General features: G+C 71.7%; 14 protein-coding genes. 4 read left to right on the top strand and 10 right to left on the bottom strand.

Going from position 1 to position 13,222, the window contains the following annotated elements; genetic code table 11:
* The first annotated feature begins 109 nt into the window (after positions 1-109).
* Positions 110-604 (top strand): DUF3145 domain-containing protein, encoded by a 495-nt coding sequence (locus BIV25_RS02380; protein ID WP_071370394.1) that lies wholly within the window; start codon positions 110-112, stop codon positions 602-604.
* A gap of 56 nt (positions 605-660) precedes the next feature.
* Here the strand turns inward: BIV25_RS02380 and fabF are convergent, their stop codons facing one another.
* The 5 genes from fabF to BIV25_RS02355 all read right to left on the bottom strand — a co-directional run bounded on the left by fabF (position 661) and on the right by BIV25_RS02355 (position 5,629).
* Positions 661-1,923: a beta-ketoacyl-ACP synthase II gene (gene fabF, locus BIV25_RS02375; RefSeq protein WP_071370393.1), complete on the bottom strand. Its 1,263-nt coding sequence runs from the start codon at positions 1,921-1,923 to the stop codon at positions 661-663.
* Positions 1,924-2,007: 84 nt separating this feature from the next.
* The gene (locus BIV25_RS02370) at positions 2,008-2,256 is read right to left on the bottom strand and encodes an acyl carrier protein (RefSeq protein ID WP_071370392.1); all 249 of its coding nucleotides are present in this window, start codon (positions 2,254-2,256) and stop codon (positions 2,008-2,010) included.
* A gap of 79 nt (positions 2,257-2,335) precedes the next feature.
* Positions 2,336-3,367 carry a ketoacyl-ACP synthase III gene (locus BIV25_RS02365; protein WP_071370391.1) on the bottom strand — a complete coding sequence of 344 codons (1,032 nt, stop codon included), beginning with the start codon at positions 3,365-3,367 and terminating at the stop codon, positions 2,336-2,338.
* A 10-nt stretch (positions 3,368-3,377) separates the two neighbouring features.
* Complete coding sequence (locus BIV25_RS02360; RefSeq protein ID WP_071370390.1) at positions 3,378-4,310, bottom strand: ACP S-malonyltransferase; 933 nt, start codon at positions 4,308-4,310, stop codon at positions 3,378-3,380.
* 89 nt (positions 4,311-4,399) lie between these two features.
* Positions 4,400-5,629, bottom strand: a complete 1,230-nt coding sequence (locus BIV25_RS02355; RefSeq protein ID WP_071370389.1) for a CdaR family transcriptional regulator — start codon at positions 5,627-5,629, stop codon at positions 4,400-4,402.
* A gap of 96 nt (positions 5,630-5,725) precedes the next feature.
* On the opposite strand from BIV25_RS02355, the gene BIV25_RS02350 reads away from it, so the two are divergent.
* The gene (locus BIV25_RS02350; protein WP_071370621.1) at positions 5,726-6,379 is read left to right on the top strand and encodes a pirin family protein; all 654 of its coding nucleotides are present in this window, start codon (positions 5,726-5,728) and stop codon (positions 6,377-6,379) included.
* Positions 6,380-6,387: 8 nt separating this feature from the next.
* On the opposite strand, the gene BIV25_RS02345 is transcribed toward BIV25_RS02350, so the two are convergent.
* A complete protein-coding gene (locus tag BIV25_RS02345; protein WP_071370620.1) occupies positions 6,388-7,209 on the bottom strand; it encodes a serine hydrolase in 822 nt (273 codons plus the stop codon).
* A gap of 31 nt (positions 7,210-7,240) precedes the next feature.
* Positions 7,241-7,717, bottom strand: a complete 477-nt coding sequence (locus tag BIV25_RS02340) for a GNAT family N-acetyltransferase (RefSeq protein ID WP_071370388.1) — start codon at positions 7,715-7,717, stop codon at positions 7,241-7,243.
* A 97-nt stretch (positions 7,718-7,814) separates the two neighbouring features.
* On the opposite strand from BIV25_RS02340, the gene BIV25_RS02335 reads away from it, so the two are divergent.
* Entirely contained in the window at positions 7,815-8,270 is a 456-nt protein-coding gene (locus BIV25_RS02335) for a MerR family transcriptional regulator (RefSeq protein WP_071370387.1), read from the top strand.
* A 32-nt stretch (positions 8,271-8,302) separates the two neighbouring features.
* On the opposite strand, the gene BIV25_RS02330 is transcribed toward BIV25_RS02335, so the two are convergent.
* The 3 genes from BIV25_RS02330 to BIV25_RS02320 form a co-directional block, all read right to left on the bottom strand.
* Positions 8,303-9,154, bottom strand: coding sequence for a DUF4429 domain-containing protein (locus BIV25_RS02330; protein ID WP_071370619.1), 852 nt, complete (start codon positions 9,152-9,154; stop codon positions 8,303-8,305).
* Positions 9,155-9,220: 66 nt separating this feature from the next.
* Positions 9,221-10,438, bottom strand: coding sequence for an alpha/beta hydrolase (locus BIV25_RS02325; protein WP_071370386.1), 1,218 nt, complete (start codon positions 10,436-10,438; stop codon positions 9,221-9,223).
* Positions 10,439-10,521: 83 nt separating this feature from the next.
* Positions 10,522-11,166: a TetR family transcriptional regulator gene (locus BIV25_RS02320; protein ID WP_071370385.1), complete on the bottom strand. Its 645-nt coding sequence runs from the start codon at positions 11,164-11,166 to the stop codon at positions 10,522-10,524.
* Positions 11,167-11,232: 66 nt separating this feature from the next.
* On the opposite strand from BIV25_RS02320, the gene BIV25_RS02315 reads away from it, so the two are divergent.
* Positions 11,233-12,852, top strand: a complete 1,620-nt coding sequence (locus BIV25_RS02315) for an MFS transporter (RefSeq protein WP_071370384.1) — start codon at positions 11,233-11,235, stop codon at positions 12,850-12,852.
* Positions 12,853-13,222 lie beyond the last annotated feature (370 nt).

The following is a 13,222-nucleotide window of genomic DNA, read 5'->3' as shown; positions in this document are numbered from 1 at the left end:
GTACGTCACACTCCTTGCGCCGCCGCAGGGTAGCCTCGCCATCAACGCGGCCGTCGCCCCACTGCCGCCCGCCAGTCCGCAAGATGTCCCGCTCTGTCCGGAGGTTCCGGTGACGACACGTGGAGTTCTGTACGTGCACTCCGCGCCGCGCGCGCTGTGCCCGCACGTCGAGTGGGCCGTCGCCGGGGTGCTCGGCACGCGCGTCAACCTCGACTGGATCCGGCAGCCCGCGGCCCCCGGCACCTGGCGCTCGGAGTTCTCCTGGCAGGGCGAGGCCGGTACGGCGTCCAAGCTCGCCTCGGCCCTGCGCGGCTGGCACCTGCTCCGCTTCGAGGTCACCGCCGAGCCCTGCCCCACCGCCGAGGGCGAGCGCTACAGCTGCACCCCCGACCTCGGCATCTTCCACGCCGTCACCGGCATCCACGGCGACATCCTCATCCCCGAGGACCGGCTGCGCGCCGCCCTCCAGCGCAGCCAGCGCGGCGAGACCGACCTGGAGGCCGAACTGTCCAAGCTGCTGGGCAAGCCGTGGGACGACGAGCTGGAGCCGTTCCGGTACGCGGGCGAGGGCGCGCCGGTGCGCTGGCTGCACCAGGTGGTGTGAGGGCACACACGGGAAAGGGCCCCTGCCGACCGGCAGGGGCCCTTTCCTGAGCTGGTTCAGACGGTCCTGAAGGCCAGCACCACGTTGTGGCCGCCGAAGCCGAACGAGTCGTTCAGCACGGCGATACGGCCCTCGGGCAGCGGGCGGGCCTCGCCGCGCACGATGTCCGCGTTGACCTCGGGGTCGAGGTTGTCGAGGTTGATCGTCGGCGGCGCCGTACGGTTCACCAGCGCCAGGATCGACGCGACGGTCTCGATGCCGCCCGCGCCGCCGAGCAGGTGACCGGTCATCGACTTGGTCGCGGAGATCGCCATGTGGTCGACGTCGTCGCCGAACACCTTGCGCAGCGCCTTGATCTCGGCCACGTCGCCCTGCGGCGTCGAGGTGGCGTGCGCGTTCACGTGCACGATCTCGGCCGGCTTCAGGTCGGTGTTGTCCATCAGGTTCTGCAGCGCGTGCGCGATGCCGTCGCCGGACGGCTCGGGCTGCGTGATGTGGTGGGCGTCGGCGGAGATGCCCTGGCCGACCGCCTCGACGTAGATCCGGGCGCCGCGGGCCTTCGCGTGCTCCTCGGACTCCAGGATGATCGCCCCGGCGCCCTCGCCGAGCACGAAGCCGTTGCGGTCGGCGTCGTAGGGACGCGAGGCGCCCTGCGGGTCGTCGTTGTTCTTGCTCATCGCCATCATGTTGCCGAACGCGGCGATGGGGAGCGGGTGGATGGCGGCCTCGGTACCACCGGCCACGACCACGTCCGCACGCCCGGTGCGGATCATCTCGATCGCGTACCCGATGGCCTCCGCGCCCGAGGCGCAGGCCGAGACCGGGGTGTGCACACCGGCGCGGGCACCCAGCTCGATACCGACGTTGGCCGCCGGGGAGTTGGGCATCAGCATCGGCACGGTGTGCGGGGAGACGCGGCGTACGCCCTTCTCCTTGAGGATGTCGTACTGGTCCAGGAGCGTCGTCACGCCGCCGATGCCGGAGGCGATGACCGCACCCAGACGGTCGGGGTTCACGGACGCGTCCTCACCGGCCTTGGCGGTGAAACCGGCGTCCTTCCAGGCCTCCTGTGCCGCGATCAGCGCGAACTGCGCGGACCGGTCCAGCTTGCGGGCCTGCGGCCGGGGGATGATCTCGCCCGGCTCGACGGCGATCTGCGCGGCGATCTTGACCGGCAGCTCGGCCGCCCACTCCTGCTCCAGCAGGCTGACGCCGGACGTGCCGGCGACGAGGGCGTCCCAGAACGACGCCGCGGTGCCACCCAGCGGTGTGGTTGCGCCGATACCGGTGACGACCACGGTGCGATTGGTCGGGCTCACGGGAATTCTTTCTCCAAGCGGATGGGGATTCTACGGCGAAACACCGCCGGGTGGCGGGGCCTAGCAGCGGGACTGAGGGGTGGCTCAGTCCTGGTGCTTGAGGATGTAGTCGGTCGCGTCGCCGACGGTCTTGAGGTTCTTGACGTCCTCGTCGGGGATCTTCACGTCGAAGCGCTCCTCGGCGGCGACGACGACCTCGACCATGGACAGCGAGTCGACGTCCAGGTCGTCGGTGAAGGACTTGTCCAGCTGGACGTCCTCAACCGGGATGCCGGCGATCTCGTTCACGATGTCGGCGAGACCGGCGACGATCTCTTCCTGAGTGGCGGCCATGTTGGCGCTCCTTCTTCGGTGTTCAGACGGTTTGTGGCAGTTGTCCCCCTGCCGGACCGGGAGATCCGGCACGGAGTGCCTAGGGGAGGGTAACGACCGTGGCGGCGAAGACGAGACCCGCCCCGAAGCCGATGAGAAGCGCGGTGTCGCCGCTCTTCGCCTCCCCGGTCGCCAGGAGCCGCTCCATCGCGAGCGGGATCGAGGCGGCCGAGGTGTTGCCGGTGGTGCGGATGTCACGGGCGACCGTGACGTGCTCCGGCAGTTTGAGGGTCTTCACCATCGAGTCGATGATCCGCTCGTTGGCCTGGTGCGGGATGAAGACGTCCAGGTCGTCCGGGGCGATCCCGGCCGCGTCCAGCGCCTGCTGGGCGACCTTCGCCATCTCGAACACGGCCCAGCGGAACACCGCCTGGCCCTCCTGGGTGATCGCGGGGAACTTGACGTTGCCCTCGCTGTCCAGCGGCAGTTGGGAGACGTCGCCGATGCGGAAGTCGTTCCACGAGACGGTCTGCTTGATGGTCTCCGACTTGTCGCCCTCGGAGCCCCACACCGTCGGGCCGATCGCCGGCTCCTGCGAGGGGCCGACGACGACCGCTCCGGCGCCGTCACCGAACAGGAAGGCCGTGGCCCGGTCCTCCAGGTCGGTCAGGTCGCTGAGCCGCTCCACGCCGATGACGAGCACGTACTCGGCGGAGCCCTCCACGATCATGCCCTTGGCGAGGGTGAGGCCGTAGCCGAAGCCCGCGCAGCCGGCCGAGATGTCGAAGGCGGCGGCCTTGTCCGTGCCCAGCTTGTCGGCGATCTCGGTGGCGACGGCCGGGGTCTGCTTGAAGTGCGAGACGGTCGAGACGACCACGGCACCGATCTGCTCGGCGGAGATGCCGGCGTCCGCGATCGCCTTGCCGGCGGCCTCGATCGACATCGCGGCCACGGTCTCCTCGGGACCGGCCCAGTGCCGCGTCTCGATGCCGGAGCGCGAGCGGATCCACTCGTCGGACGAGTCGATCTTCTCCAGGATCACCTCGTTGGGCACCACCCGGGTCGGGCGGTAGCCGCCGACGCCGAGGATGCGCGCATAGGGGGAGCCCTTGCTGGGCTTGATCTTCGCCATCTACGGCTCCTTAGGCGCCGGCGCCGGCGTGCTCTGCGATGAGCGCGCGGGCCGCTTCGAGGTCGTCGGGGGTCTTCAGAGCGAGCGTCTTGACGCCGGGCAGGGCGCGCTTGGCCAGGCCGGTGAGCGTGCCGCCCGGGCACACCTCCAGCAGCGCGGTGACGCCCAGCTCCTGGAACGTCTGCATGCACAGGTCCCAGCGCACGGGGTTGGCGACCTGGCCGGCCAGCCGCTCCAGGACCTCGGCGCCGGTCACGACGGCCTTGCCGTCCCGGTTGGAGACGTAGGTGACCTGCGGGTCGGCGGGCGTCAGCTCCGCGATGGCCTTCTCCAGCGTCTCGACGGCCGGGGCCATGTGACGGGTGTGGAAGGCGCCGGCGACCTTCAGCGCGACGACCTTGCGGACGCCCTCGGGCTTGTCCTCGGCCAGCGCGGCCAGCTCCGCCAGCGTGCCCGCCGCGACGATCTGACCCGCGCCGTTGATGTTCGCCGGGGTCAGGCCCAGCTTCTCCAGGTGCGGGACGGTCACCTCGGGGTCGCCGCCGAGCAGCGCCGACATGCCGGTCTCGGTGATCGCGGCGGCGTCGGCCATCGCCAGACCCCGCCGGCGGACCAGACGCAGCGCGTCGGTGTCGTCCAGGACCCCGGCGAAGGCGGCCGCGGTGATCTCACCGACGCTGTGGCCCGCGACCGCGCCCGGCGCGACCTCGGCAATGTCACCGAGTGCCGCGGCGGACAGCAGGCCGGCGGCGACCAGCAGCGGCTGGGCCACGGCCGTGTCACGGATGGCGTCGGCGTCGGCCGCGGTGCCGTAGTGGACCAGGTCCAGGTCGATGGCGTCCGACCAGGCGGCGACGCGGTCCTTGGCGCCGGGCAGTTCGAGCCAGGGGGTCAGGAAGCCGGGCGTCTGGGCGCCCTGGCCGGGAGCGACGAGTACGAGCACTCTCACACTCTCTCTTGGGGACGGCCGCGGCCGCCCGTGGGGACAGGGACGAAGAACACGGGGGCGTTTTGTGGGCCCCCGACAAAACCCTATGTCTGAGGATCGCCGTCGACCAGACGCCCCAGGATGAGCGCGATCCGCAGCGTGAAGGCGGATCGTACATCCGAGGGTGACCATCCGGTGACGTCAGTCACACGTCGAAGCCGGTAGCGCACGGTGTTCGGGTGAACGAAGAGCATCCGGGCCGCGCCCTCCAGACTGCTCGCCTGCTCCAGGTAGACACTCAGGGTTTCCAGAAGCGCCGAGCCCGCTTCCTCCAACGGTCTGTAGATCTCCTCCACCAGCTGCTCGCGGGCGCTCGGATCACCCGCGATGGCGCGCTCCGGCAGGAGATCGTCCGCCAGCACCGGCCGCGGCGCGTCCTGCCAGGCGGAACAGGCCTTCAGTCCGGCGGCGGCGGCCTGCGCGGACCGGGTGGCGGCCAGCAGATCCGGTACGACGGGCCCGGCGACGACCGGACCGGCGGCGAACGGGCCGATCAGCGACTTGGCGACGGCGAGCGGATTGTCGCTCCCGCCGGCGATGACGACGAGCCGGTCCCCGAGCACCCCGGTGAGCACCTGGAGCTTGGCGTGCCGGGCGGCCCGCCGGATGGCCTCCACGGTCAGCTCGCTGTCCCCGTCGGGCGCGGTCCCGAGGACCACGCACACATGCTCGGGCGAGTTCCAGCCGAGCGCGGCCGCCCGGCTGACGGCCCCCTCGTCGGCCTCCCCGCTGAGCACGGCGTTCACGACCAGCGACTCCAGCCGCGCGTCCCAGGCACCGCGTGCCTCGGCGGCCTGGGCGTACACCTGGGCGGTGGCGAAGGCGATCTCGCGGGCGTACACGAGCAGCGCCTCGCGCAGCACTCGTTCGTCGCCGGGAGCGGCCACCTCGTCGATGGCGCTCTCCATGACCTCGATGGTGGTCCGCACCATCTCCACGGTCTGGCGCAGCGTGATGGCCCGGGTCAGCTCGCGCGGCGCGGTCCCGAAGACGTCGGTGGAGATGGCCTGCGGGGCGTCCGGGTGCCGGAACCACTCGGTGAACGCGGCGATGCCCGCCTGGGCCACGAGCCCGATCCAGGAACGGTTCTCCGGTGGCATCGCCCGGTACCACGGCAGGGTCTCGTCCATCCGCGCGATGGCCTGCGCGGCGAGTGATCCGGAGGACTTCTCCAGCCGCTTCAGGGTCGCGGAGTGCTGGTGGACGTCGTGTGCGCGGTGATCGGCGCGGGAATCCGCGTGAGGATCGCTGCTGCGGGATTCGGGTTCGGGCACGGGGACAAGCCTGCCTTATCCGGACGGCCCCGTGCGCCGCAGGGTAGGAGGCAGGTGAGAGGCGGGAGGCGCGGCGGGGCTACCGTGGTGCCCGTGATCGAGGTACGGCGCGCCGCCGAGCGCTATCGCGGAGGGGACCCGGAGGCCGGGATCGACACCTGGCACGCCTTCTCCTTCGGCCCGCACTACGACCCCGGCAACCTGCGCTTCGGCGCCGTGATCGCCTGCAACGAGGAACACCTCGCGCCCGGCGCCGGCTTCGACGAACACCCGCACAGTCACACCGAGATCGTCACCTGGGTGATCGAGGGCGAGCTGACCCACCGCGACTCCGCGGGCCACGAGACGACGGTCCGCCCCGGCGACGTGCAGCACCTCGGCGCCGCAGCGGGCGTCCGCCACGTGGAGCGCAACGACGGCGCGGTCCCGCTGGTCTTCCTCCAGATGTGGCTGGCGCCGAGGGAGCCGGGCGGCGACCCGTCGTACGCCATCGTCCCGGGCATCGCCGACGCCACGCCCTACGCCCTCCCGGCGGCCGGCGCCATGCTCCACGTCCGCCGCCTGGCCCCGGGGGAGCGGACGGCGGTCCCGGACGGGGCGTACGTCTACGTCCATGTGATCCGGGGCACGGTCCGGCTGGCGCAGGAGGAGCTGGCGGCGGGCGACTCGGCCCGGATCACCGGGGCGCGGGACCTGGCGGCGCTGGGGGCGACGGAGGCCGAGCTGCTGATGTGGGAGATGGCGGGGTGAGAGCCGGCTCAGCCGCGCACTTCCGCCAGCACCGCGTCCGTGAACACCGGCCACGCCTCGATCGCCCAGGGCCCGAACGCGCGGTCCGCCAGGGCGACCCCCGCCACCCCCGCGTCCGGGTCGATCCACAGGAACGTACCCGCCTGACCGAAGTGACCGAAGGTCCGCGGGGACGACGAACTTCCCGTCCAGTGCGGTGACTTGGCGTCGCGGATCTCGAAACCCAGTCCCCAGTCGTTCGGGTTCTGGTGGCCGTAGCCCGGCAGGACGCCCTTCGTCCCCGGGTACTGCACCGTCATCGCCTGTGCCACCGTCCGCGGATCCAGCAGCCGGGGCGCCTGCACCTCCGCCGCGAACCGCAGCAGGTCCGCGACCGTGGACACCCCGTCCTTGGCGGGAGAGCCGGCCAGCGACGTCGACGTCATCCCCAGCGGCTCCAGCACCGCCTGCCGCAGATACTCGGCGAACGGGATGTCCGTGGCCTTGGCGATGTGGTCGCCGAGCTGCTCGAAACCGGCGTTGGAGTACAGCCGCCGCTCCCCGGCCGGCGCCGTCACCCGGTGCTCGTCGAAGGCCAGCCCGGAGGTGTGCGCGAGCAGGTGCCGCACGGTCGCACCGGGCGGACCGGCCGGCTCGTCCAGCTCGATCGCGCCCTCCTCGTACGCCACGAGCGCCGCGTACGCCGCCAGCGGCTTGGTGACCGAGGCGAGCGGAAAGCGGTGCCCGACGGGGCCGTGCGTGCCGAGGACGGTCCCGTCGGCCCGTACGACACCCGCCGCCGCGGTGGGCACGGGCCAGTTCTCGATCGACGCGAGGCTCTTCAGCGACATGGGGAACGACATGGGGGCGAGCCTATGCGGCTCACAGCAGCAGCCGCATCGACGGGTCCGGGTCACGGGTGAAGCCGAGGGAGGCGTACAGCGGCTCGGCCTCCGGGGAGGCGTTGAGCAGCACGTGCCCGGCTCCCTGTGCGCGGAACCAGGCCAGCAGCTCCTCCATGCACGCGCGCGCGTACCCGCGCCGCCGGGCGTCCGGGTCGGTCGCCACGCTGAAGACGTGTCCGACGCGGCCGTGCGGGTTGCCGGCCTTCCCGATGCGGTACTCCAGAGTCCCGACCGTCAGCGCGGCCAGCGCCCCCGGCCGCTCGGGATGGTCCACGACGAAGGCCGCGAAGTCCCCGGCCTCCCCGGCGAGCCGCGCGGTGAGCGTCGGCAGGGACTCGGCGTGCCAGTCGGTCGATCCGTTCCGCCCCGTGACCGGCAGCGCGTCGATCATGACCTGGCGCAGCCGCAGCACTTCCACGGCGTCCTCGGGCAGGGCCCGGCGTGCAAGACTCATGCGGCGCACGCTAACCAACCGCCCCGGTGCGCGTCCCGCGTATTTCTTACCGGGTTCCGCTTGCTTGGAGCGCACTCGAAGGCCATAGCGTGGGGCCATGACGGTGACGCAGACCAAGCCGGCGGACCCCGCACGCACGGCCCCCGCAGACATCTGCTCCGCCCCACCCCGACGCCATCCCCGCCCCGACGGCCAGGACCGCTACACGATCAGCGAGGTCGTCGTGTTCACCGGCCTGACCGCGCACACCCTGCGCTGGTACGAGCGGATCGGGCTGATGCCGCACGTCGACCGCTCCCACACCGGCCAGCGCCGCTACAGCAACCGCGACCTGGACTGGCTGGACTTCGTGACGAAGCTGCGGCTGACGGGCATGCCGGTGGCGGACATGGTGCGGTACGCGGAGCTGGTGCGGGAGGGCGAGAGCACGTACGCCGAGCGCCAGGAACTGCTGGAGTCGACCCGCAGGGACGTCCTGACCCGCATCGCGGAGCTGCACGACACCCTGTCCGTCCTGGACCACAAGATCAGCTTCTACGCGGCGGGGAAGTGATCCCGCGCCCCTGACCCGGATCCCCCGAACCGCTACAGCTCGGCCAGCAACTCGGCCTTCTTGGAGGAGAATTCCTCGTCGGTGACCAGTCCGGCCTGGTGCAGCTCCCCGAGATGCCGGATCCGCTCGGCGATGTCGGCGGGGTCCCGCCGCGCCGGGGCCGGTACCACGGGCACCGGCCCTCGCGCGCGTACGGCCGCCAGGACCGCCGCGGCGAACGGCAGCGACTCGTGCACCGGGCCGTACCCCAGCCCGAAGACCACGGCCGCCGGGTCCTGGTCGGCCTGCAGCGCCGGGGCCGACGAGTCGGCCGGGCGCCTGATCAGCCGCAGATGCCCCTCGAAGACCTCCGGCGAGCGCCACTGCACCCCGCTGAGGTCGGTGACCGCGAAGCTCTGGTCGCCCGCCTTCCACTTCGCCGAGGACGCGCCCGTCCAGGACCAGCGGAACTGCACGGCCGTCCCGTCGAAGGAGGCCTTCCCGTCGTACGCCTTGAAGTGCAGCGGCGCCTCGGGCGCGGCCACCAGGTGACGGTCGGCCGGCCCGGACTCGGTCAGCAGCCCCTTCAGCTCGTCCGCGTAGTACTCGGCGAGCGTCTCCCGCTCGGCCGGCAGCACCAGCCGGTACGGATCGGAGCCGTCCTTGAGCTGCCCGTCGGCCGCCTCCAGCAGCGGATCGGCGCCGGCGCGCGGCAGCAGCCGCAGGACGACGGTGCCGCGCTTGCCCGGGGCGAGGCTCACGCCCTCGACCGCGGACAGCGGGATGCGCCGTTCGCCGAGCGCCTGGAACAGCTTCGGTGTCCGAATCCCCCGTTCGTAACGGATGAGCACGGAGTCGGACTCGAACTCCCAGACGGCATGAAAACCCGCCAGTACGTCACCCATGCGGCTCATCGTATGCGGCACGTCCTCCTCCGTCGCCACCCGCGCAGACCGCACTTCCTGCTGTTTCTACGCGCGTCCGGCCGCAGCCGTGCCGGGCGCACCGGCCCGGCACGCGTCGTTGTCCCGGGCGCAGGTCACCGCGTCGTACGCGCCGACGCCGACGTCGGCGAGGTTGCGCAGGCTGTCCGTGCCGGGCTGGAAGTAGCCCGCGTGGCCCTGGGCGTCCCGGGCCGACAGCACGCGCGCGCCGAACGCCGAGGACACCGGGTCGGCACCATGGCCGAGCCCGCCCAGCTCCAGGTACGGCACGTCCTGGATCCAGTCGGTGGCGTCCCGCATCGCCCACACCCGGGCGCCGGTGCGCAGATGGGAGGCCTCGGAGACCCGCATGCCGGGGCTCGCGGCCACCGCTATGTCGGACACCCGGCGGGGCATGTCGTGCGCGGCGACGCCGCAGAGCACCGAGCCGTAGCTGTGGCAGATCGTCGCCACCGGCGCCGTGCCGGGCAGGGCGTCCAGCAGGGCGTTCAGCCGCAGGGCCCCCTCCGCCGCGCGCAGGCCGGTGGCCGCGTCCACGCCGAGCCCGTCGGGCGCGGTGTAGTCGGCCCAGGCGATCACGGCCGTACGGGTGCCGGGGCTCGCCTTGCGCTCCTGCGCGTACAGCGCCCCGGCCATGCCGACCGGGGCGGTGTACGGGCGGTTGGTCTTCTGGAAGGTGAGCAGGTCGGTGTCGACGCCCGGGACGACGACCGAGATCCGCCGGGCCTCGTCCAGGTTTCCGAACACCTCGGCGATCCGGCCCGTGCCCTCGGGGTCGAAGGCGAGGATCTGCCGGCCGGGCGTGAGCAGGGACTCGTAGCGGTGCATACGACGGCCCGCGTCCTGGTGCCCGGCCGCGCTGAGCCGGCTGTCGTGCATGCGCTCCTGCTCGACCTTGCGGGCCTGCTCCATCGCGATGCGGTTGGCGCTGTAGCGCAAGGTGACCGGGGCGCCGTTCATGTTGCCGACGGCGAGCGGATAGCGGTGGGCGAGGCGGCTCTGGTCCGCGGGGGAGAGGGACGCGAAGTAACGGGTGAGCCGCGCCGGGTCGGTCTCGGGGTCCGGCAGGCGGTGGCCGTGCAGCCGGCCGTGCTCCCACGCGGAGACCGAGGCCTGAAGGGCCGTCGACTCCCGGTGGCTGCGCAGGGCGGTCCAGCCGGTGGTCGCGAGCATCACGAACACCACGGCCAGCGCCAGGAGTGCGCGCCAGACGTTCAGTTGCGGGGAGGTGTCGAAGGAAGTCACTGGGAGGACACACTAGGAGAACGAGACGGTCTCGCGGTAACCGAGTGACAGGTATCACGTTTCGCCGAAGATCGAACGCCCCGTCAGTCGGGCCTGCCGGCCCCGCTCGTACGCCAGTTGCCGGTGAGCGCCGGACCCACCTGATCGAGGTAGGACGCGGTGAGTTGACGGATCGACTCCAGGCTGAAGTCCTCGCCCGTGCACCACTGCCGCTCGGTGACCCTTATCACCCCGCCGAACACGGCCACCGCCAGCCTCGGCCGGGGGTCGGCGTCCGGGTCGACGCCCTCGCGCTCGGCCAGCAGCCTCGCGATCGTCTCCTCGGTCGCGGCCGAGCGGCGCAGATGCGCGGCGAGCAGCGCCGGCGTCGACTCGATCGTGCGGTACATGCGCAGATACAGCTCGACCGGCACGGCCGACTCGACCGTCTCGCGGATCGCGTCCCAGCCCTCCAGCACCGCCTGGCGCAGCGCCTCCATCGGGGACTCGTGTGCGGGCCGCGTCCGTACGCACGCCAGGAAGTGCTGTTCGGTCATGTCCTGCACCGCGAACGCCGCGTCCTCCTTGCCGGCGAAGTACCGGAAGAAGGTGCGCTGCGAGACGTCGACGGCCTCGGCGATCTCGTCGACGGTGGTGTGCTCGTACCCCTGGGTGGTGAACAGTTCGAGGGCGGCTCGCAGCAGCGAATCCCGGGTGCGCTGTTTCTTGCGTTCGCGCAGAGTTTTCACACGTGTCAGTTACTGACATGTGAAATCGTTTGTCAACTGTCAGCTGCTGTCACTAGCCTCGAACGTATGACTAGTCAGACCACTCTCGACGCCTCGGGGGCGGGGGACGGGGCGCCGACGGCCCCGCTCGAGGCGCCCCCTTCCGCAGGGCTGCGCGGCCATCCGTGGTTCACCCTCATCACGGTCGCCGTAGGGGTCATGATGGTGGCCCTCGACGGCACCATCGTGGCCATCGCGAACCCCGCGATCCAGAAGGACCTCGACGCGAGCTTCGCCGACGTCCAGTGGATCACCAACGGATACTTCCTCGCCCTCGCGGTCTCCCTGATCACCGCGGGCAAGCTCGGCGACCGCTTCGGGCACCGCCAGACCTTCCTGATAGGCGTGACCGGCTTCGCCGCCGCCTCCGGCGCCATCGGGCTGTCGAACAGCATCGCCGCCGTCGTCACCTTCCGCGTCTTCCAGGGCCTGTTCGGCGCCCTGCTGATGCCGGCCGCGCTCGGCCTGCTGCGGGCCACCTTCCCGGCCGAGAAGCTCAACATGGCGATCGGCATCTGGGGCATGGTGATCGGTGCGTCCACCGCGGGCGGCCCGATCCTCGGCGGCGTCCTCGTCGAGCGCGTCAGCTGGCAGTCCGTGTTCTTCATCAACGTGCCGGTCGGCGCCGTCGCCCTGGCCCTCGGCCTGCTGATCCTGCTCGACCACCGCGCCGAGAACGCCCCGCGCTCCTTCGACGTCCTCGGCATCGGACTGCTCTCCGGCGCCATGTTCTGCCTGGTCTGGGCGCTCATCAAGGCCCCGACGTGGGGCTGGGGCGACGGGAAGACCTGGGCGTTCATCGCCGCCTCGGTCCTGCTCTTCGCGCTCTTCTCGGTCTGGGAGACGAGGGTCGCCGAACCGCTGATCCCCCTCGGCCTGTTCCGCTCGGTCCCGCTCTCGGCGGGCGTGGTCCTGATGGTCCTGATGGCCATCGCCTTCATGGGCGGCCTGTTCTTCGTGACGTTCTACCTCCAGAACGTGCACGGGCTGACCCCGATCAAGGCCGGTCTGCACCTGCTGCCGCTCACCGGCATGATGATCGTCGGCTCGCCGCTGGCCGGCGCCGCGATCACGAAGCTCGGCCCGCGCATCCCGCTGGCCGGCGGCATGGCCGCGACCGCCGTCGCGATGTACGGCATGTCGACGCTCAAGGCCGACACCGGCAGCGGTGTCATGTCGATCTGGTTCGCGCTGCTCGGCTTCGGCCTCGCGCCGGTCATGGTCGGCGCCACCGAGGTCATCGTCGGCAACGCCCCCATGGAACTGTCCGGTGTCGCGGGCGGCCTCCAGCAGGCGGCCATGCAGATCGGCGGCAGCCTCGGTACGGCCGTGCTCGGCGCCGTGATGGCCTCCAAGGTCGACAGCGACCTGGCGGGCAACTGGACCGGGGCGGGGCTGCCGAAGCTGACCCCGGATCAGCTGGGCAAGGCCTCCGAGGCGGTCCAGGTCGGCGTGGCGCCGCTGCCCAAGGGCACGCCGGAGCCGGTCGCCACGAAGATCACCGAGGTCGCGCACCACACGTTCATCTCCGGCATGAGCCTCGCCTCCCTGGTCGCGGCCGGCGTGGCGGCGGTCGCCATCCTCGTCGCGCTGCTCACCAAGCGGGGTGCGAACGCCGAGGCGGGCGCGGGCGTGGGTCACATCTGATGCCGATCCGGGCGGAGTTCACCTATCAGGGTGACGCCGCTCAAGATCCCTCGCACCGGGCGCGCGCCGCAGGTCACAGTGGGTCAAGTCCTCCGCAGGGCATGGGAGGACGACCGGGCCACGGCGCGCGCTGCGGAGGGGGCGGCGCGCGTCAGCCTGCGGCGCTTCGGCCGACGGCAACTGAGGTGGTGTCACTTCGCCGTTGCCGGGCGCGGGTCCGTGGTGGTCACTCGCGCAGTTCCCCGCGCCCCTTCAGGGCGCTCGACTGCAGCCCGCCAAGGGGCGCGGGGAAATGCGCGACCAGCCACGAACCACCGGCGCCCGGCAACGGCGAAGTGAGCCCTCCCCGGTCGCCGTCGGCCGAAGCCGA

It is taken from the genome of Streptomyces sp. MUSC 14, from assembly GCF_001866675.1.
Classification (GTDB): domain Bacteria; phylum Actinomycetota; class Actinomycetes; order Streptomycetales; family Streptomycetaceae; genus Streptomyces.
Note: the sequence above shows the minus strand (reverse complement) of the source record. Positions and strands in the feature narration are given on the sequence as shown.